Source organism: Brucella sp. (assembly GCF_032066345.1).
Taxonomy (GTDB): domain Bacteria; phylum Pseudomonadota; class Alphaproteobacteria; order Rhizobiales; family Rhizobiaceae; genus Brucella; species Brucella pseudogrignonensis.
On sequence record NZ_DAMBKZ010000004.1, the window covers coordinates 301,847 to 322,702 of the forward strand.

Sequence of the window (20,856 nt, forward strand, 5' to 3'; positions counted from 1 at the left end):
ACCACCATTCATTTCCAATCGCCCTGCGAGTTTGGACAGAACCTATCCGCGTGACATATCCAATGGTGGCGAGACATCCGAACCAAGCGGGGAAATGTAGGGTGTTCTGGACGTATGTTCTGCCAACGCTGCTTTCGCATTTTTCAACAAAAGCGGGTCGGTTATTACATTCAGTCCAGTAGCAGCCATCGCTTTTGCTGCATGCACCATCGCCTTATGGGCTGCCGGTGATTTACCTTGGGCAACAATCTGCCACGTATGAAAGGGCGTGCCGATGGCGACTGTCGGGGCATGTACCTGAACCGTTGGGACAACCCAGCTCACATCACCTATATCAGTCGACCCGATGAATGGCTTACGATTGGTATTCTCGGGGGTTAAGAAGTTTGCGAGCGGCTCATCGGTTATTGGCAAACCTATCGCTTTATAGACCGAGGCTATGTCCTTTTCAGAGAAAGTTTTCCGAATTTCACGGGCAAAGGCACGATCTTGACTGTCGAAATCGGGTACGCCCAATTCATCCATAGCCGTGTGGAGCGCGTGTTCCAGCGGCTTATTATCCAACGTATTGGATACCGCGCTTACTATTTTCATCTCGACGGTTGTCTCAGTCATCATGGCTGCACCCTGCGCAATCTTATGCACACGATGAACAAGATCATGCATGTCCTGCAATTCCATTGCGCGGATTGAATATCGAACACGCGCATTTGCTTGGACAACATTCGGCGCAATACCACCAGTATCAAGAATTGCAGAGTGGACTCGCGCGTCAGATGGCATATGCTCGCGCATATAATTGACGCCGACGCTCATCAGCTCAAGCGCATCAAGCGCACTGCGCCCCAAATGGGGTGCAGCTGCGGCATGGGCTGCACGCCCTTTGAACGTGAAATCTGCACGCGTGTTCGCGAGAGAAAATGCTGGCGCAACTTCCCAGAAACTGTAAGGGTGCCATGAGATCGCAACATCCACATCGTCGAATGCGCCTGAACGAACCATAAAGGTTTTCGCCGCGCCACCCTCTTCTGCAGGGCAACCATAATAGCGTACGCGCCCAGCAATGCCTTTCTCGGCAAGGTAATTCTTGAGCGCAATTGCGGCTAGCATAGCGCCAGAACCAAGAAGATTATGCCCACAGCCATGGCCATGGCCGCCAACTTCCAACGGTCTGCACTCGGCCACGCCTGCCTCTTGGCTGAGACCTGGAAGCGCATCAAATTCGCCTAGAAATGCGATAACTGGTCCGCCCTGCCCTGCCTCACCGATAACGGAGGTTGGAATGTCTGCTACCCCCTCAGTGACGCGGAAGCCATGATGCAGAAGCTCCGCTTTGTGTTCGGCCACGGAACGAAATTCTGTATAGCACACCTCCGGCATGCCCCAAACGCGATCACTCAGCTCAATTAGTCGTTCTTTTTCATCATCGACTTTTTGCCAGAGGTCTTTTCGATTATTTGCATTCATCACACATTCCAACTTCTGCTTCTAGAGCTGTGCAGCGTCATCAAAAACAAGTTCACTTGCAGGCGGAATTCTGTCTTCAAACCAAAAGGCTGCAGCAGCCCGAGACATTGCAGCGCCGTCATGACCGACACCTTGAATGTCTATTAGTTTCCAATTGAAAGGCAGATCACGCTTTTTGGCCTGCGCCATCGCAAAAGCATATACAAAATGCGCGCGCTTAAAACGTGAAGGCCCTTGTGCTAATGCTTCGGGCTGAGACGGAAGGTTCGGATCGTCTTCAACGATATCCTGATCGCCAGCAAATATGTGCATTGGATAGGCAAACCAGCGCGCGAGTTGTTCATCGGACAAACCAACTCCCCCCATCCCTTCAGGAAAGGATCGCTCCATATCTGGCAATGTATACCAACCCGGGTTTGCAGCGATGACCGCACAAAAAGGGTAAGTCGGCTGTGTTGCGAGCAGGCGATGTGCAAATTGTCCGCCTGCGGAATGTCCATAAAGGTAGGCGTTGTCCTGGTCGGTTGCTCCAGATGCTTTCAATGCAGCAAACACCCGAGCAGGAACCCCATACAACCATTCCTGCTGGTCACGAACCCGGCCAACCGAATCTAACACAAGCCCATTATTATAGCTTTCAGCCATCGGGAACGCTGCATCCGAGAAGGTTGGCGCAGCAATCAATAGCCCGTGTTTTTCAGCAGCAGCTATCCAGAAATCCCGGTACTCATCACCGTTGCGTAGCATTCCATGCTGCACAATAACCACAGGATTGCCCGGCTTATAGTGTGCTGGTCGGTAGAAGTTTACCTCCAACGGGCGATCGGGGTGAAACCTGTCGAGGAAAGACAGCACGCTTTTCCCGACTTCTGGATTAAGCGAAGAGGTAATCATTGAAACTCCAGATTATGCAAATGGCACGCCACACTTTGACGAGAGGTGACTTCTTTAAGCTCGGGACGATGATCACGGCACACGGACATGGCCTGTGCGCAGCGCGGGTGGAAAGGACAGCCGCTGGGTGGTGCAAGTGGAGAAGGTAAATCACCCTTCAGCGGCTCAAAATTGCGCTTACGCCGTTTGACAGACGGGCTAGCATTCAACAAGGCGGCGCTATAGGGATGTGCTGGATTGGCAAAAATATCAGCGGCTGAGCCGATCTCAACAATTCGGCCAAGATACATGATCGCAATACGGTCGCTTATGTGACGAACCACACCCAGATCATGACTAACAAAAAGGTATGTCAGGCCGTATCGGTCACGTAAATCCATAAATAGGTTGATGACCTGCGCCTGGATAGAGACGTCGAGCGCAGAAACAGGCTCATCGCAAACAAGAAAATCCGGTTTGACAGCGAGCGCACGCGCAATGCCGATACGCTGTCGCTGACCACCGGAAAATTGATGCGGATAGCGTTCGCGATAAGCGATATCAAGACCGACCTCTTCCAGTGCGCGGTCTACCATTCCAGATATCTGGTTTTTTGGCGCTAGTTTGTGAACCTTCAGTGCTTCTGCAACAATCTCATGAACCTTCATTCTTGGATCAAGCGATGCGAATGGGTCCTGAAAAATCATCTGCACTTTAAGCAGGAAGTCGAGCTTTTCCCGGTTCCGTAAGTCGGCGACGTTTTTATCCCTGTAAATGACGTTGCCAGCAGTCGGCTTATGGATGCCGGTCGCCATGCGCGCCAACGTAGACTTACCGCAACCAGATTCTCCTACCAGCCCAAGAACCTCACCTTGCCGGACACTGAGATCAACACCATCAACAGCACGCAAAAGCCGATTTGGTTGCTTTTTACCGGCAAGACTGAGTAGTTTTTCCGCAGTCGTTGTTCTGGATTCAAAATATTTACGCACACCCTTCATCTCGAACAGAATGTCGCTCACGAGATTACCTCCAGGGTCGCAACCGGGTTGTGGCAACGGAAGCTATGATCACTTAGATGCTGCTTTTCCGGATAAATCGTTGTGCAAACGTCGATAACGCGATCACAACGCGTTCTAAACGGACATCCCGATGGTCGTGCATCAATCCGGGGTGCATTTCCATTGATTTGGTGAAGGAGCTCGCCCGGCTGAGCCATGCCGGTTGAAGAACTCAACAGGCCAAGTGTGTAGGGATGCATGGGATTATCGAGCACATCATCCACCGAACCGCTCTCGACAATCTGCCCCGCATACATGACCGCAACGCGATCAGCCAACTCGGCGACGACAGCCAGGTCGTGCGTAATCCACAAGACTGCTGTTCCTGTTTGGCGCGCAAGCTTCTGAACCTCATAAAGGATCTGACTTTGTATGGTGACATCCAATGCGGTAGTTGGCTCATCGGCAATGATAAGGTCAGGGCTATTAAGCAAGGCTATGGCAATCGCCACGCGCTGACGCATCCCGCCTGAAAACTCATGCGGATATTGTTTGAGCCGCGCTTCTGGTGAAGAAATGCCAACTCTTGTCAGAGCATCCATCGCTTCTATGCGCGCTTTTTCACGACTACAATTGCGATGCTCGAAAATTGCCTCAAGCATCTGTTCCCCTACGGTAAGAACAGGGTTGAGCGTGGAAAGCGGATCTTGAAAGATCATGGCAATGCGGTCGCCGCGCAGCGAACGCAATTCTTCGTCCGAAACCATACGAAGATCGGATCCATTGAAGAGTATCTTACCTTCGACAATCTCGCCGGGGGCATCGATCAGTTGAACGATGGAAAAGCCTGTAACGGACTTTCCGGAACCTGACTCACCCACCAGGCAGAGAATCTCGCCACGCTCCACTTTGAGATCAATTCCGTCGACTGCAGACCAGGCACCGCCGAGCAAATGAAAGACAGTCCGCAGCCCCTGAATATCAAGAAGCGCTGTCATGCGTTGGCCCTCACATTGAAGCTGCGGCGAACACGATCGCCCACGAAGTTCAGCGAAATAATCAGAAGGACCAGGGCGATACCGGGGAACACTGCAATCCAGTATTCACCGGACAGCAGATACTCGAAGCCATTGGCAATCAAAAGTCCAAGTGAAGGCTGGGTTACAGGGACACCAACACCTAAAAATGACAGGGTGGCCTCTAATGTTATGGCGCCTGCAATACTGATTGTGGACATGACAAGAACAGACCCGACCGAGTTCGGCAGGAGGTGCGCCAACATGATATGGCGCGTAGGCAACCCGAAATTTACAGCAGCCTCAATATATTCCTTGCGCCGTTCGACCATGGCGGAGGCGCGCATTAAGCGCGCATATTGCGCCCATTGAACCACGATAATGGCGAAAATCACCTTATCTATTCCGCGACCCACCGAAGCCAGAAGTACAAGCGCGACAAGAATCGAGGGAAAGCCAAGCATGAAATCGACAAAGCGCATGATGATCGTGTCGACGAAGCCACCAATCTGGGCTGCAAACAATCCAGCAGTCACACCAATAATCATCGCCCCCAGAGTGGACAATAACCCGACCAGCAAACTTGTGCGAAGACCATAGAGAATTGCACTGACCATATCGCGCCCTTGCGCATCCGTACCAAGCCAGTAGGTCATACCGGTCATGCTGGATGAACCAGGTGGGAGGCGATTATCCATCACACTCAAGGAAGAAAGATCATAGGGGTTCTGAACGGTGATGAACGGCGCCAAAATAGCAAGGAGAACGAGACATGCAAGCAGAATAGCTGCCCCACGCATAGTTGGCTTATTGCGGATGCGCTTGAGCACCTGCTTACGCAAAGGTGTATTGGCAAAATGGGGAACGGTCGGTTTTGTCATACCATCTCTCCCGAAAGCTTCACCCTCGGATCAAGTGCCGCATATAGAACGTCCACGAGGAAGTTGACGCCAACAAAGAGCAACGTTGCGAGCATGACGTAAGCTACGACAACGGGACGATCGAGTTGATAGATACTATCGATTAGGAGTTTGCCCATCCCCGGCCACGAGAATACGGTTTCAGTTATGGTGGAGAAAGCCACCAGACTACCAAACTCAATGCCTGCGACGGTCACAACAGGAATGAGAATATTGCGCATGATATGTCGGAAGACGATACGCTTACGGCGCACTCCCTTGGCACGGGCGAATTTGACATAGTCCTGGGTTGTCGCTTCTGCAGTTCCAGCTGCAACAAGGCGCACCAGCAGGGCTGATGTTGGAATAGCGAGGTTAAGCGTTGGCAAAATGAGATGGCGCAGGCCATCAAGGGTAAACAGGCTGGTATGGAACCCCAGAATATCAACAGTCTCGCCTCGTCCAGCAGTCGGAAGCCAGCCAAGAACCACGCTGAACAACAGGATGAGCATCATTCCCTTCCAGAAACTGGGAAGAGAAAAACCGATGACCGTCCCAGCCATAACAATGCGCGAGAAACGACTTTCTGTATTGAGACCCGCATATAGACCAAGAGGGACGCTGACGATTGTCGCACAGGTCATAGACAGGAGCACCAGCTCCAAGGTAGCAGGAAGCCGACCCAGGATTAGCGATACAACCGGCACACCATGCACAAAGGATGTACCCAGATCACCCCTCAGGGCATTGCCCAGGAAAGTGAAATATTGCTGCCAGACGGGCAAATCGAGCCCCAGTCTTTTGACCAGCGCCAGCCTTTCGGCGGCGCTGACCTGCGGTGGAACAAGCAGCTCAATCGGATCCCCAATGCCATAGATGGCAAAGAAAACGGCAACCGAAACGGCGAGCAGCAACAGAGCGCTTTGGATCAAGCGCTGCAAAGCATATGCAGTCATCACATTTTACCCGAATGATGCTTAACGAAGAGATTTACTTCGCTGGCTTTGCGGACATTGCGAGCGTGAACTGGTCAGACCGACCGGTAAAGCTGATGTCCGCTTTATGTGCCCAGATGCCACTTTCAAAGTGCAGTGGAATGAAAGCATAATCCTTAAGCACTTCGGTGGTTGCCTGCTGCAACAATGATGAGCGCTTGTCGTCATCCATTGTTTCCACAGCTTCATAAATCAGCTTGTCGAAAGCAGGGTTTTTGTAATCACCATAGTTGGAGCCACCCATTGTACCCGCTTCATTTGGAGATGCAGGCCACTGACGCAGGAATGATGATGCTTCGCCGCTGGTCGACGCCCACCCACCGATCGCAACGCTAAGTTCTTTCTTTGAACGACGTGGGAAATAGAGCGCGCGTGTCATCGCGTCCACATCGGTTTTAATGCCGATCTGGGTCAGATATTGTGCAACGGCTTGTGTGATCTGGCTGTCATTGATGTAACGATCATTGGTCGTTGAAATAGTTAGTTGGAACCCGTCCGGATAACCCGCTTCGGCAAGCAGCTTTTTCGCAGCAGCTGGATCGTAACGAAGTTCGGGCGCATCTAGCAATGTGCCGAACATGCCCTTTGGCAGGAATTCGTTTGCCTGTTCTGCGGCGCCGTCCATCAGGCGGGCGATGATCGCTTTGCGGTCAATTGCAAGCGACATGGCTTCACGCACACGCACATCCTGCAAAGGATTTTTTCCGTCGGCAGATTTCACAAAAGGGCTTTGCGCACGACCAACATCAAGCTGGTAATAGATTACGCGGGTGGTCGGGGTAACTTCTGCAACGAAGCGCTTATCATCCTTGATGCGCGTCAAATCACGCGCTGCCGGGTTTTCGACAAGATCATAATCGCCGGCAAGCAGGCCAGCCAATCGCGTTCCAGCATTAGGAACAGGAACGAATCGAACACTTTCCCATGGCTCCTTTTCGCCCCAATATTTGTCATTGCGTTCAAGCTCGATCGCAGAACCTTTAACATAATTCTTGAGCTTATAAGGCCCGGTTCCGATCGTCTTTTTGCCATCGTTGAAATCACCAACAACAGGCCAGGCACTGGTAACACCGCAATTGTTGGCTGGGTCGAATGTGATCTTGCCATGGTCAACAATCGAAGAACTTAAAATACCCACTGTGCCCATGAAGGTCGCAAGCAGCGGCTCAGGAACCTTTGTCGTAATAATCAGAGTTTTGGCATCAGGTGCTTCTACAGATTCGAAATTCGCCGTGATATCAGCAAATGAACCTGAAACAGCGGTTTCGTTCTTTAGTGTCCGACAAAAGGTAAAAACAACATCATCGGCAGTAAATGGCGTTCCATCGGAGAAGGTAACACCTTCACGCAGCTTGAAGGTCCACTTGTTTTTTCCATCATTCTCCCAGGATTCAGCCAGAGCCGGGTGCAATTTCTGCTTCTCATCCTGACGCGTCAGGCTATCAAAAATATGCGCAGCGAGCGCATTATTCGGGGTGAGATCATGGTAATGCGGATCAACAGCGGTCGCTTCTGATGAAAGCGCGACTTTAAGGGTCTGAGCAGTTGCAGCGCCGCCTAAAACCGTGGTCGCAAAAAGACTAGCTATCAAGAGCGTTTTGTACATAATTATATTCGTTCCCTTGGAGTAAACATCTTTTTGATGTGATTATTTTCATTTTTAGATTATATGAAAATTTCTAGACGTCAACGGCGGAAATTATCGATGGCCAACACTTTGAGTCCCAAGTCCGAATTTGCGCAGCGAATAGCAGAGGTTTATCCGTCTCTCAGCAAGTCGCATCAGAAGATCGCGGATTTTGTGTTGACGCGACCTCTGGATGTAGTCGCCATGTCAATTGAAGGTGTGGCTGAGGCTAGCGGCAGCTCAACAGCCACAATTACGCGTTTCGTCAGAACAGCTGGCTATGGCGGTTTCAGTGAATTCCGAGAAAAGATCGTTTCTGATTTCCAGGCAGTTCCGGGCAATAAACACAACTCTCAAGGAAATGATCTCGGCTCTCTTGGTAAAACATCGACGTTGCACCGCCAGCTTATCGATAGTGTTGAAAAGCTGCAGGATACCATATCAAATATTGATCAGACCTCATCTGACGAATTTATCCAGTCCATACTCCAGGCCCAACGAATTATTATTCTTGGAACCGGAGCCAGTCACTACGCCGCCGCATATCTCGAAGAGGGGTTGGCGCTTTATACTGAAAAAAGCGTCACCAACGCACTGCTACGCGGTGCCAGCTCTTATTCAAGCAATATCATCAACTCCATAAGTAAGAACGATGTGGTGATCGCCATATCCATTCCTAGATATTCTCAGAGCACGTTGGAGCTTACAAAAGCTGCGCGCGCCAAACATGCAAAGATATTGGTTTTAACGGACAGCCCGACATCGCCACTCGCATCTTTGGCAGATGTCGTGCTTTATGCTACCGCGACAAGCGACTTTTTGCCGAATTCGCCTTCGGCAATTTTCGCTCTTTCCGAAGCAATTGTCGCAACCGTTGCAGAGCAGCGCCCCGATATAATTGAGTCTTTGCGTAAAATATCGCCGCCAAACATTATTCGCTAAGCGCCAACACACAGACAGCAATTAATCGGTGTTTTCAGCAGCGCTGCTAGCTCAGCACGATACCGCCATCGACATTCAGGCTTTGCCCGGTAACAAAAGCTGCATCATCCGAAGCGAGAAATGCAACCGGCCCTACTACATCTTCAGGATCACCGATCCGTCGCATGGCTGTTTTTTCCTGCCATGTCTCGCGCACCGCAATATCGTCTAGATTAACGCGGCCCATATCGGTGAGTATTATGCCGGGGCAAATGCAATTTGCAGTGATACCGAACGTTCCAACCTCTTGCGCCAATACGCGCGTGAAACCCATAACAGCAGCCTTTGAGGCAGAATAATGTGCTTGTTCCGGCGCGCCATGCTTGCCGCCAATCGATGCGATATTCACGATACGACCGTAATTCTGTTTCTTCATAAATGGTAACACGGCCTGAACAACCAGAAATGTGCCCTTGGCATTCACATCAAGAACGCTGTCCCAATGTTCTTCTTTAAGATGTTCGACGTCGCTTGCAATCAGGATACCTGCATTGTTCACGACAGCATCGATGCGGCCAAAGTTTTCAACCGTCTTCTGAACCATGGTTTCAACGTCGGTTTTATTACTAACATCGGCATAGACAGTTAAGACGCGGCGACCACTCGCTTCTATTTCTTTTGCAACGTCCTGCATTGCATCTTTCTGACGTTCAATATCGTTGATGGCTATATCAAAACCGCGTTTGGCCATACCAACAGCGATCGCACGTCCAATTCCACGACTGGCACCTGTAACCAGTGCTATTTTTGCCTGTTCGGTCATTTCATCCTCCAGAAATTAAAGGGCAGTATAGCCGCCATCAACGGTCAACACCGTGCCGGTTACGAAGCTCGCCGCATCGGATGCGAGAAACAGAACAGCATTTGCGATTTCACGCGGTTCGCCGAGCCGTCCCTGGGGTGTCATGGCAAGCCATTTCGAAAACCACTCTTCGTTGCTGCGACCTGCAAGAGTGAGCTCAGTCGCCGTATAGCCGGGCGCGACCGCGTTTGCGCGCACGCCATGCTTTGCCCATTCGACTGCAAGCGATTTGGTGATGAGATTAACACCTGCCTTAGCAGCATTATACGCGACCTGCGGCTGCGGATAGACAACGATCTCACCGCACATGGATGAAATATTGACGATCGCACCACGGCCGGCTGCAGCCATACGCTTTCCGAACGCCTGCGCACAGAAGAATACGCCATTTAAATTGACATCGATTACGGCTCGCCAGTCAGCTTCCTCAGTTTCGGCAACCGGGGCATTTTTGACGATGCCCGCATTATTCACCAATATATGCGGACAACCATTTTGGCGGGAAATAGCTTCTGCAGTGCGTTCGACTGCATCCTTATCCGTTACATCAAGGATATAAAGGCTTGCCGAGGCAGCTCTTAACGTGTTGAGCTCTGCAACAGCCGCCTTACCTGCCGCTTCATCACGATCAGTTATGATAACAGTTGCTCCCGCTTCAACGAACAACTGCGCAATAGCGCGGCCTATGCCTTTGGCTCCACCGGTAATGACTGCAAGCTTATCTGTAAGTTCGAAATCCCTGAGCAATGGTCTCTCCCCAATTGATTTCAGGCCGCGTGAACAGATTTCAGCGCCGGGTACAAAGCGCGATACTGCTGGTAAATCTCGTTATAAATCGCTGCTTCGCGCGGACGCGGTTCTATACGCGTTCCGGGCTTCACCATCGCGGCGATTCCGTCATCGATGGTAGCGAAATATCCCGCACCATGGGCCGCCAGAACCGCAGCCCCCACCGATGGCGCATCGCGTGACTGCGGCACACAAACAGGCAAGCCAGCCGTATCAGCATGTATCTGCAACCAGAGCGGAGAGGCACTTGCTCCGCCGCCAACGGTGATTTCCTGTCCGCGATAACCAGCATCTCCCATGGCATCGAGAATTGCGCGAGTACCAAAACTGATGCCTTCCATGATTGCCCGGAAAATATGATGCGGCTCATGTGCAAGTGTCAGACCGACAATTGCCCCACGCGACAGGGCATCAGTATAAGGCGTGCGATTGCCCTGAAAATGGTCTTGCACCAGAAGTCCGTCCGCCCCCGGCTCAAGAGCCGCAGCCTTACGGTTCAATGCTTCCATATCCATTGTACCGTTCATCATGCGGCCCAGCCATGCGATAATCGAACCGGTTGATGTTTGGCCACCTTCAATCACGTAGCGCCCCGGATAGAGCATATCCGGGTAACTCCCCCAAATGCCGGGGGCATGGAGTGGTTTGTCCGAAACACCAAACTGCAGATGCGACGACCCGGTTATCAGAGCAAGTTGACCGGGTTTGGCAACACCAAGGCCGATCATGCCAATCAGTGCATCAGCCCCACCCTGAACCAGTTTCACCGTCTGGCTGAGACCAAGTTCGGAGGCGGCGGACGTACAAAGCGTACCGACTACCTCGCCCGGCGCGACCACGCGCGATGGCCATTTATGCAATAAGGTTTCAAGCCCCAGTTTTTGCAGCATCGTCGTGGGGAAACCGCCACGATCAGTTGAGTAATGCCAGCGCAGCGACGCGTTGTTGAGACTTGCTGCTTTTTCGCCAGTCAGGCGCAAAGTCATAAAATCCTGATACTCGCAGATCGTTTCGGCCTTCGCGAAAATCTCCGGCTCATTGCGTGCAATCCAGAGTGCCTTGGGGATCATCCATTCCGCCGAGACAGGCCCTTGGCCACCGCCATTGGCTTTGAGCGCCTGATCGCCCGTCGCCAATACAGCTTCCGCTTCTGAGCTAGCGCGAACATCCATCCAGATAATCGATGGACGCAGAGGCTTTCCGTCAGCGTCGAGAGCAACAACCGTGCAGCTTGTTGTGGCAAGCGTTATCGCTTCAATCGCTGCCGGATCAACTGCGGATTCTAATATCGCTTTGCGTGCGGCCTGAACGAAGGAACTCCACCAATCTTCTGGATTTTGTTCAGCTCGTGCACCGCTGGAAAACTTGGTTTCATATGGAACTGCAGCACTGGCAAGGCATACGCCCGACAAATCGTAAACCCGCGCGCGGATACTTTCCGTGCCTCCGTCGGCGGTGAGAAAATAAGCCATTCAATTCCTCCCGAAGCAAATGCAAAAGCGCCTCCAACCTTTGCTTTGCCCTAAACTCAACTCAAATTGCGAAATGCCTCGAGTGCTTTGCCCGCATACATAACTGCTGGACCGCCTCCCAATTCGACAGCCACTTCCAATGCTTCGAGCAGTTCCACTTCTGTTGCACCATGGCGGATAGCAGCATCGACATGATATAGAATGCAGTCCTCGCACCCTTTGGCGACAGCAATGCTCACAGCAATCAGCTCACGTTGAGCGGAGGAGAAACGACCCGTAGCAGTCGCTGTCTTGCTGACCTTGGCAAAGCCTGACATGAGTTCGGGCGTTGCCTTGGCAAAAGCACCAAGCCGTGATTGAGCTTCTTTGAGTTTTTCTTTTACATCAGTCATCAGCCTCTCCTGCAGAGCTCAAGATGAGATCCAGCACATCTTTCGTTTGATCCCATTGCGGCATATGGCCGGATTGAGCGAAGAAGTGGACACTCGCTGACGGTGGCAACGATGTCACCTGCTGCCACGGGATGATGCGGTCTTGAAGACCAACAAGAACTCTCACGGACATAGAACGTAAAAGCTTATCCAGAGATGCGACAATATCGATGCGCTGCCCTGATGATCCGATAATCGTTTCCGCAAGTGCCTTGAGACGGCCTTTGCTCATTGTGCGCGCAAAGTCGGCCGCAAGTTCGGGCGAAAGCTCAACAGGTTTGGCCGCAACGCGCCTGAGCAGATGCGTCACCTCACCAGCTGTCGTGGCATTCGCCATGCCGGAAATGAAACTTGCATCGATTTCTGAACCAAGACCAGCTGGCGCAATAAGCGTCAGTCTCGAAACGCGCTCAGCATGGGTTTGTGCAAACTCCGTTGCTGCAATAGCGCCTAGGGAGTGAGCGACTACATGAACTTTCTTAACCGACAACGCGTTGAGAAACTCCGATAGAAAATCGCTTAGTTGATCGATATGCCCCGCTTCAATCGTTGTCAGACCATGCGCGGGAAGATCGGGCGCAATAACGCGGAAATTTGCCCGGCGCAAACCTGAAGCGATACCACTCCATGTGGTGCGATCTCCCGAAAATCCATGCAGAAGCAGGAAGGTCGGCGCATCCTTTGAACCGTGGTCGCTATAGGCAACACGACCACGTCCGAGTTCGACAAACTGTACATCCCCTTTTGGCAGAGCATTACCGGAGGCAGCGAGTACGTCCTCTTTTTCAACTCGGCCCCTGCGACCGGTACCGGATAGAAGTTGGATATCGATACCTTTGTCACGCGCTATCCGACGTGCGAGGGGTGTCGCACGAACACGCTGATCTCTTCCCACGTGTCTTGCAACAGCTGCTCTGGAAACTATTGGCACAGCTGAAGCTGCAACAGTTTCAACGGCAGGGGCATCCGGCTTCAAGGTGGCAGCACCGGCCGCAACCTCGATGCGGGCAATAGCGCCGCCAACCGTTACCATGTCGCCTTCCTGACGCAGGATTTCGACGACCTTACCGCCGACCAGCGCAGGAAATTCTGCGACCGTCTTGTCTGTTTCAATTTCGAGAACGGCTTCGCCACGCTCGAAGCTATCGCCTGCAGCCTTTAGCCAACGGACAATGCGCCCCTCTTCCATCGTTTCCCCGAGGCGCGGCATATCCAGCTCAGTTACGACACAATCGTCGGTGGACGCTTCCGAAACGGGCGTGCTTTCACCACCCTCATCTGTCCAGTCGGGACCAACGCCTATGTCGATACGCGCCAACGGCGCGCCCACCACCACATGATCTCCAACAGATCCGATCCACTCATGCAGTGTGCCGTCCCCAAGAGCTGGAAATTCTGCAACGGTTTTGTCTGTTTCTATCTCGATGATTGAATCGCCACGTTTGAAACTATCGCCGGGTTTCACGAGAAAGCCGACAATCTTGCCTTCTTCCATCGTTTCACCCAGACGTGGCATTTTGAGAATACGTTCTGTCATGACAGCATTCTCTCTGCGACCGAACGGATCAGGTCTGCTGTGGGCACGCTTCCGGCTTCCAGATCCTGCGAGACTGAAATTGGAATGTCTTCACCTGCCACACGCACGACAGGCTGCTCGAGATAATCGAAGCACTCTTCCGTAATGCGTGCCGAAAGCTCTGCCGCTACACCCGCCGTCATCACTCCTTCAGATACAACCATGGCCTTGCCGACACGCTCGACGTGTTCGCGCACAGTGTCAAAATCGAGCGGGTTGAGCGTACGAAGATCGATAACCGTCGCTTCAATACCCTTGGAAGCAAGCTTTTCAGCCGCATCCATCGCGTAGTGCAGCTGGCGCGAATAAGTGACGATAACGAGATCCTTACCTGTACGTCGTACTGCTGCCTTGCCCCATTCCAGCGGCTCTGCATCAAGGTCGACCTCTTCCTTGCGCGTATAAAGCGCTTTGTGCTCAATGAAGACCACCGGATCAGGTTTCGTGAGGCTCTGGCGCAGCAGATGATAGGCATCCTGGACAGTCGCAGGCATTGCAAGCCGAAGGCCCGGCGTATGCATGATCCATGCTTCCAGACTTTGTGAATGCTGCGCGCCTGCCGAACGTCCCGTACCACCTTGCGTGCGAAGAACCATCGGCACGCCAATCTGTCCGCCAAACATATAGCGGATTTTGGCAGCCTGATTGGCAAGCTGATCCATCGTCATGCCAAGGAAATCGATATACATCAGTTCAGCAACAGGACGCAGCCCCGTCATTGCTGCACCCACGGCTGCACCAATAATTGCTGGCTCGGAAATCGGTGTGTCGATAAGCCGGTCCGCTCCATATTTACCGATCAAGTCTTTTGTAACGCCGTAGGCACCACCATAACGGCCCACTTCTTCACCGATCACAACAATGGTGTTGTCTTCAGCCATGGCATCATCCAGCGCCTTACGCAGCGCATCGCGGTAAGTCACGGCAACCATTATGCTTCATCCCTGGAAAGTACGCGATCAATACGAGTGCGGACGGGTTCCGGCTCTGGTTCGCCAACCGCATAGACATCTCTGAACATGGAAGTGAGTGGAGGCGCTTTGGATTCCACGGTAAAATCAATAGTCGCATCCATTTCGGCCGTGATGCCACTATCCATCACGTCGAGGCCAGTTTCTGGTGCCAGACCTTCCAAAATCAGCCTATCCCGTGTGAACTTTACCGGATCTTTTTTCCGACCTTCTGTCTCTTCCGCTTCCGCGCGATATGGACTCTTGTCCATGCGCGCATGACCAAAGAAACGGTAGCAGGTCACTGACAGGAAACCCGGCTTGCCCAGGCGAGCATCATCGATCAGACCCTGTGCGGCACTTTTTACTTCTTCAACATCAATGCCATCCACGACGGCACCGTTAAGACCGAATGCGTGCGCGCGCTGGTCAAACGCTGTATTGGCTGTCGCCTGATCAACACGCGTGCCCATACCATACTGATTGTTGATGCAAACAAACACGACTGGCAGGCCCCATAGCGCTGCCATATTCATGCTCTCATAGAGAATGCCCTGCTGCATCGCACCATCGCCAAAAAAGGCGATCGAAACAGAGTTTTTCTTGAGGTATTTGCTGGAAAGGCCTGCACCAACAACAGATGGAATTCCACCACCAACAATGGCATTGGCGCCAAGATGTCCAAGCGCCATGTCGGCGATATGCATGGAACCACCCTTACCATGGCAGTAACCGGTTTCCTTGCCGCCGATTTCCGCCATCATCTGTTTGGGATCAGCACCGCGCGCAAGAAAAATACCATGGCCGCGATGATGGGTTGTGAAAGTGTCCTGCGGCTGCATAGCAGCACATACACCGGCAGCGGCTGCCTCTTCACCAATGGAAAGGTGAAGCATCGAACCCGCCGTCTGGCCACGTACGAACAATTCACCAACGCGTTCTTCAAAGGTGCGGATACGCCGCATCGTCCGGTATAGTTCGAGAAGATTAGAGTTACTCGGATTTTGCACGCGCGCCTCCGACAGACTTGTCTGTTTCAAGTTTTTCATGATGTTTGGTTCAATGCCTAACGCAGTTCCTCAAAGGAGCTTCAGTTTGGTGGTTCGCGAAACGACTGCGACCGCCACGAGAATGATAAGGCCCTTCACGATGCTCTGGATGTATGTGTCCATGCCAATAAGGTTAAGACCGTTATTGATAACGCCGATGAAAAGAGCGCCGAAGAAGGTCCCTGCAATTGTTGCAGTACCCGGGCGGAACATGGTCATTCCGATGAATACTGTGGCAAGACCATCAAGCAGATAACGTTCGCCTGCATTGGGCTGACCGGACCCCAAGCGCGCTGCAAGAAGCGCACCTGCGACAGCTGCAAAAATTGAGCAGACCACGAGAGCGGCAGCGCGATAGAAGCGACCATTCACGCCGGAAAGTTCTGCTGCTTTAAGGTTTCCGCCCACCGCATAAATGTAACGACCGAAAACGGTTCGTTCCATCAAGAACCAGGCCACGAAAACAACTATCACCATAGCATAGGCAAGCACCGGGATGCCAAAGAGTTGTCCTTGACCAAGCCAGAGATAACTCGCAGGAAGCCCGCCATAAATTGCTCGTCCGCCCGTCATCAGAAAATTGATACCGTAGAGAATAGAGCCAATCGCAAGCGTGGCGATCAGTGACGGAACCCCCACCAGCGTAACCAGTGCAGCATTGACCGAACCGACGACCAGACCAGCGCCAAGGCCAGCAAGCAAAGCCACTGGCAACGGAAATCCGGCAACCAGCATCAGCGGCACCAGAATGCCTGCCATACCAACCATATAACCGACCGAAAGGTCCATTTCTCGCGCTGCAAAGCCAAATGTCAGGCCTGCACCAACGATGGTAAGCATCGAAATCTGCTGGATAATATTGAGCAGATTGTTTGCCGTGAGGAAGCGGTCAACGGTCAGTGAAAAGCCCGCAAACAATAGGAAAAGCACAAAGAGCGTACTGTATTTCAGCAGCCACTCGCCTTTGAGCTTTTTACCGAAGCTCTGGGCATGACGGGATGATTGCGGTGAGACCGCTGAAGATCGGGCATTCATTGGGTAACTCCTGCCATTGCGGCAATAAATTTCGCTTCTGAGAATGCGCTGCGCTCAATCTGTGGACCGGGCTTGCCATTCACGAATGGGATGACGCGGTCTGCCACGTCGGCTATTTCCAGAAGGTCGGAAGAGGTTACGAGAATGGCTATGCCTTTTTCGGCAAGTCTGCGCATCTGCGCATGAATCTCGCGCTTGGCGCCGATATCCACTCCCTCTGTAGGTTCGATGAAAATCATCAACCGGTAATGATCGTCAGCGCCGTAAAGCCACTTGCCAATCGAAACTTTTTGTTTGTTGCCACCGCTAAGGTCTTTCACAAACTGGCTTCGTGAATGTGCCTTCACGTTCATCAACTGCATTGTACGGTCCGCTTCGCTCGCCTCGCGGCGCATGGACAATACGCCGGTGCCGCCCAAAGTTGCGTATGATGGGTGGACCATTGCAAGATTTTCGCGCACATCCCAATCGCCAATCAGTGCATTTTCCATGCGATGGTCGGGCACAAGCGCAACGCCCTTCTTCTGCATGGTCCGAGCATCAACTCTGGAGATGGAAGTGCCATCAAAACGGCAGGTTCCGGCAGTCTGTCCACTTACTGTGTAAAGCGACCGCGCAAAGCCAAAATGCCCTGCCCCCGTCAAGCCAATAAGCCCGACAATCTCACCGGAACGGATGACAAAATTATCGACACTCACGCCACCAGCCTGCCATTCATTGACTTCCATAACCACTGGGCCGAGATTGCGTGTTTGACTGACATCCTGCTCGGCAGCACTCTTGCCGCCCGAACGCTGAAGCATCAGGTCTATAAGTTGTGCTTCACTTGAATTTTCCGCCTCTAGCGTTGCTATATGCCTTCCATCACGAAGAACCGTTATACGGTCACTCAGCGCTTTGATCTCAGAGAGAAAATGGCTGATCAATACAATGCCAACGCCTTGCTGCGGTAAGGTCTTGATGATCTGCCAAAGACTTTCTTTTTCACGCGCGGGCAATGTTGCCGTGGGTTCATCAAGAATAAGCAGGCGAACATTGCCGCGAAGAGCCCGCACAATTTCGATAATTTTCTGATCTGCCATCGGCAGCATATCGACCTGCTGATCGAGATCGATCGACACCTGTGGAAACCAGCGCCTGAGCAATTCGTCAGCCCGCACGATCAGCTTGCGTTTATCGATAACGCCAAGTCCCATGCGCGGCTCGTCGCCCAATAGAATGTTCTGCGCACCAGTCAATCCGGGAACGAGGCTACCTTCTTGCGAAACATGCGCAATACCTTTGCGAAGCGCATCACCTGCGCTTGCTAGCTTAACCTCAGTGCCATCAATCGTAATGTTACCAGAGGTCGGGCTTTTGCTACCACCGAGAATGCTGACAAGAGTTGTCTTTCCCGCACCATTTTCTCCGATCAGACCATGTACCTCATCAAACCGGAATTCCGCACTGACCTGATCTAGTGCCAGCGTTCCAGGATAAGACATGACGATCTGCGAAAGGCTCACGGCCATCGAAGAACTCCCGCTAATTAAAGTATTAGGTTAAAAGAGGCCGGAACACAGAACGGTCTCGTTCCGGCCAGTTGCAGGCTTGGGGGAGCTACTTTTTCGGGAGGAAGTCCTTGCAGTTCTGCTTTGTAACAAGCGGAGCATCGAGATAGACGGTCTTGGACGGAATAACCGTTGCCGCATCTTCCTTTTTCACAACGATGCTTTCAATCCATTCACCGGTCTGCGCGCCCATCTTTTCAAAAGGCTGGGAAACGGTTGCAATCATAAGGCTATCCGGCTTGCAGACTTCCTCGATTGCCTGTGGATGGCCATCGATACCGATGACTTTGACATTCTTCAGACCGGCCGCATTCAGAGAGTTGATTGCCGCCTGCGCTGGTTCATCCCATGGAGCCCAAACCGCATTGATTTCTTCACCAAATCGGGAAGCATAGTCCTGCATGGAACTGGTCGTGTCTTCAAAGAAAGCGGTATAATCGATGTTGTGCTCCGCAAGGATCTTCACTTCCGGATACTCTTTCAACACCGTAGCCATGATATCACCACGCTTACGCGTGCCGTGATGTTCTGCCATACGCAAGAAGATGAGATTGCCCTTGCCGCCCATTTCATTAAGCAGATAAGGCGATACACTCGCTGACATTGCCCAATTATTGGTGGTGACATCGACGAGAACGCCATCAACCTGTCCGCTGTCGATCGCGAAGACGGGAATTTTTGCGGCAACAGCTGAATCAATAGCGGCACGCGATGCGCGCAAGTCGGACATGCTCACGATTATTGCATCAACGCCGCGCGATGCCGCATCCTGAATATTAGAAGCGGTACGCTCGCCTGAACCACCGCTATCCAGCACACTGATATTCCAATCTTTATTGGTATCCTTCAGCCAGGCATCAAAACCCGCCTTGGCGCGCTGCTCAGACTGCGCGGCAGCATTGGAATGCACCCAGGCAACATTCGTCGCCGATGCGCTAGCGGTGCCCATCAGCACGGCCATGGCTGCAACAGCAACAGTTTTCTTAATAAATCCTGATCCCATTATTCCTCCCAGAAGCGGCGTGGTTGTATCCACTGCGCAGCTTCAAATTGTTGAACTTGACCTCATGCACGAACAAAAGCCGTGCCCCGCACTGACTTGCTAACCCTCCTGAACTGCCGCGATACGGCCATCGGTCTCTGCTCCTCCAGAGAACGAAGTTTTCCTTCCGCTAATGCTTCAGCTCCGCATTCCAATTGACCCGTTCGCTCTTTCGCGCTCTTGTCCGCCAGAATGTTTGGTATTAAGCGTCGGCAAATTACAAATGTCAAATAGAATTACATTTGTAATTTTGATCGATGATTGAAGTGAGGGACGAATGAGTGAATCTGAAGACAGCCTAATGGTACGCGTGGCATGGCTCTATTACGTTGGAGGATTCAACCAGGAGGCGACTGCTTTAAGACTGGGATTAACGCGTGCGCGCGTCAATAAAATCCTCGGAGAGGCCAGAGAAAGCGGCCTTGTCAGCATATCGATAGACCATCAGAACGCAGGTACATTGCCTCTGGAAAATGAGCTTATGCGGCGGTATGAGCTCGATTTTTGTATTTCGACACCACCATTTGGCTTCGATGCAAACGATGATACCGCATCCGAAATCCGCAAACAGGTTTCCTTTCGTGCCGTTGGCGTTGCTGCAGCAACTTACCTAAAGGACTTTCTCGCGGATAATCAGGAAGCGACCATCGGAACCGGTTGGGGTCGAACTATTGAGCAGATGACATTACAACTTGCGGGTGTGCGTTCGCCGCAAGCGCGTTTCATCTCAGTTATGGGATCTTTGACAGCAAACTCTGCTTATAACCCGTTCGAAGTTGTGCATATGCTCGCACGGCGCACCGGTGGCCAGGGCTTTTTTCTACCCGTACCATTTATCGCCGATTCTGCTGAGGACCGAAAAGTTTTGATTTCGCAGCGCTCTGTTGCCCATGCCATGGAAATAGCCCGGACGGCTTCGGTATGTTTTATTAGCGCCGGCGAGTTGACCGAGGATTCACTGCTGCGTCGCCAAAACATGTTGAGCAAAGCAGAACTTGAAAGCCTTCGAGCGGCAGGCGCAATTGGTGATACAAACGGCATCTTCTTCGATAAGGACGGTCATCAAATTGACCACGAAATGAATCGACGAACGATTGCCCTCGGCTTTTCAGAACTGCAGAAAATTCAAGTTGTCCTACTCATTGCAGGTCAAGAAAAGGCAGTGGCAGCTAAAGCACTACTTAAAAGTGGCATCGTCAATGGGCTTATAATTGACGGTGACGCTGCAGAAGCACTGAAGAATATTTCGTAGGAAGTCCAAAATCAGTATTGGCCAGAGCACTTTTAATCGCAAATTCTGA

19 protein-coding genes are annotated in these 20,856 nt (G+C 52.0%); 2 read left to right on the plus strand and 17 right to left on the minus strand.

Annotation, left to right across the window (positions count from 1 at the left end):
• Positions 1-42 precede the first annotated feature (42 nt).
• From RT142_RS07830 to RT142_RS07860, 7 genes are read right to left on the minus strand one after another with little or no spacing between them, the layout of a single operon-like run.
• Entirely contained in the window at positions 43-1,467 is a 1,425-nt protein-coding gene (locus RT142_RS07830; protein ID WP_113158231.1) for a M20 family metallopeptidase, read from the minus strand.
• A gap of 21 nt (positions 1,468-1,488) precedes the next feature.
• Positions 1,489-2,361 carry an alpha/beta hydrolase-fold protein gene (locus RT142_RS07835; RefSeq protein ID WP_162733908.1) on the minus strand — a complete coding sequence of 291 codons (873 nt, stop codon included), beginning with the start codon at positions 2,359-2,361 and terminating at the stop codon, positions 1,489-1,491.
• Positions 2,358-3,362: an ABC transporter ATP-binding protein gene (locus RT142_RS07840; RefSeq protein ID WP_105519784.1), complete on the minus strand. Its 1,005-nt coding sequence runs from the start codon at positions 3,360-3,362 to the stop codon at positions 2,358-2,360. Before RT142_RS07840 ends, RT142_RS07835 begins: the two co-directional genes overlap by 4 nt.
• Entirely contained in the window at positions 3,359-4,339 is a 981-nt protein-coding gene (locus RT142_RS07845; protein WP_313028227.1) for an ABC transporter ATP-binding protein, read from the minus strand. Before RT142_RS07845 ends, RT142_RS07840 begins: the two co-directional genes overlap by 4 nt.
• Positions 4,336-5,238, minus strand: a complete 903-nt coding sequence (locus RT142_RS07850) for an ABC transporter permease (RefSeq protein ID WP_105519786.1) — start codon at positions 5,236-5,238, stop codon at positions 4,336-4,338. Before RT142_RS07850 ends, RT142_RS07845 begins: the two co-directional genes overlap by 4 nt.
• A complete protein-coding gene (locus RT142_RS07855) occupies positions 5,235-6,212 on the minus strand; it encodes an ABC transporter permease (RefSeq protein WP_313028229.1) in 978 nt (325 codons plus the stop codon). The genes RT142_RS07850 and RT142_RS07855 overlap by 4 nt, the downstream gene beginning before the upstream one ends.
• A gap of 34 nt (positions 6,213-6,246) precedes the next feature.
• Positions 6,247-7,857 carry an ABC transporter substrate-binding protein gene (locus RT142_RS07860; protein WP_007879809.1) on the minus strand — a complete coding sequence of 537 codons (1,611 nt, stop codon included), beginning with the start codon at positions 7,855-7,857 and terminating at the stop codon, positions 6,247-6,249.
• A 99-nt stretch (positions 7,858-7,956) separates the two neighbouring features.
• Between RT142_RS07860 and RT142_RS07865 the strand changes: the two genes are divergently transcribed.
• Positions 7,957-8,820, plus strand: coding sequence for a MurR/RpiR family transcriptional regulator (locus RT142_RS07865; protein WP_007879819.1), 864 nt, complete (start codon positions 7,957-7,959; stop codon positions 8,818-8,820).
• A 46-nt stretch (positions 8,821-8,866) separates the two neighbouring features.
• Here RT142_RS07865 and RT142_RS07870 read toward each other — a convergent pair whose 3' ends face one another.
• From RT142_RS07870 to RT142_RS07915, 10 genes are all read right to left on the minus strand, one after another.
• Positions 8,867-9,622 (minus strand): SDR family NAD(P)-dependent oxidoreductase, encoded by a 756-nt coding sequence (locus RT142_RS07870; RefSeq protein ID WP_007879821.1) that lies wholly within the window; start codon positions 9,620-9,622, stop codon positions 8,867-8,869.
• 15 nt (positions 9,623-9,637) lie between these two features.
• Positions 9,638-10,408: an SDR family NAD(P)-dependent oxidoreductase gene (locus RT142_RS07875; RefSeq protein WP_313028232.1), complete on the minus strand. Its 771-nt coding sequence runs from the start codon at positions 10,406-10,408 to the stop codon at positions 9,638-9,640.
• 20 nt (positions 10,409-10,428) lie between these two features.
• Complete coding sequence (locus RT142_RS07880; RefSeq protein WP_113158235.1) at positions 10,429-11,922, minus strand: FGGY-family carbohydrate kinase; 1,494 nt, start codon at positions 11,920-11,922, stop codon at positions 10,429-10,431.
• Between the two features lie 56 nt (positions 11,923-11,978).
• Positions 11,979-12,314, minus strand: coding sequence for a carboxymuconolactone decarboxylase family protein (locus tag RT142_RS07885; RefSeq protein WP_313028235.1), 336 nt, complete (start codon positions 12,312-12,314; stop codon positions 11,979-11,981).
• Positions 12,307-13,890 (minus strand): acetoin dehydrogenase dihydrolipoyllysine-residue acetyltransferase subunit, encoded by a 1,584-nt coding sequence (locus RT142_RS07890; RefSeq protein ID WP_313028236.1) that lies wholly within the window; start codon positions 13,888-13,890, stop codon positions 12,307-12,309. Before RT142_RS07890 ends, RT142_RS07885 begins: the two co-directional genes overlap by 8 nt.
• Positions 13,887-14,861: a pyruvate dehydrogenase complex E1 component subunit beta gene (locus RT142_RS07895; RefSeq protein WP_313028238.1), complete on the minus strand. Its 975-nt coding sequence runs from the start codon at positions 14,859-14,861 to the stop codon at positions 13,887-13,889. Before RT142_RS07895 ends, RT142_RS07890 begins: the two co-directional genes overlap by 4 nt.
• A complete protein-coding gene (locus RT142_RS07900) occupies positions 14,861-15,928 on the minus strand; it encodes a thiamine pyrophosphate-dependent dehydrogenase E1 component subunit alpha (protein WP_313028240.1) in 1,068 nt (355 codons plus the stop codon). Before RT142_RS07900 ends, RT142_RS07895 begins: the two co-directional genes overlap by 1 nt.
• 30 nt (positions 15,929-15,958) lie before the next feature.
• Positions 15,959-16,963, minus strand: coding sequence for an ABC transporter permease (locus RT142_RS07905; RefSeq protein WP_007879840.1), 1,005 nt, complete (start codon positions 16,961-16,963; stop codon positions 15,959-15,961).
• Positions 16,960-18,474 (minus strand): sugar ABC transporter ATP-binding protein, encoded by a 1,515-nt coding sequence (locus RT142_RS07910; RefSeq protein ID WP_313028242.1) that lies wholly within the window; start codon positions 18,472-18,474, stop codon positions 16,960-16,962. The genes RT142_RS07905 and RT142_RS07910 overlap by 4 nt, the downstream gene beginning before the upstream one ends.
• Positions 18,475-18,562: 88 nt before the next feature.
• On the minus strand, positions 18,563-19,516 hold the full coding sequence (locus tag RT142_RS07915; protein ID WP_007879848.1) for a sugar ABC transporter substrate-binding protein: 954 nt from the start codon (positions 19,514-19,516) through the stop codon (positions 18,563-18,565).
• Between the two features lie 316 nt (positions 19,517-19,832).
• On the opposite strand from RT142_RS07915, the gene RT142_RS07920 reads away from it, so the two are divergent.
• Entirely contained in the window at positions 19,833-20,807 is a 975-nt protein-coding gene (locus RT142_RS07920) for a sugar-binding transcriptional regulator (protein WP_105519797.1), read from the plus strand.
• Positions 20,808-20,856 lie beyond the last annotated feature (49 nt).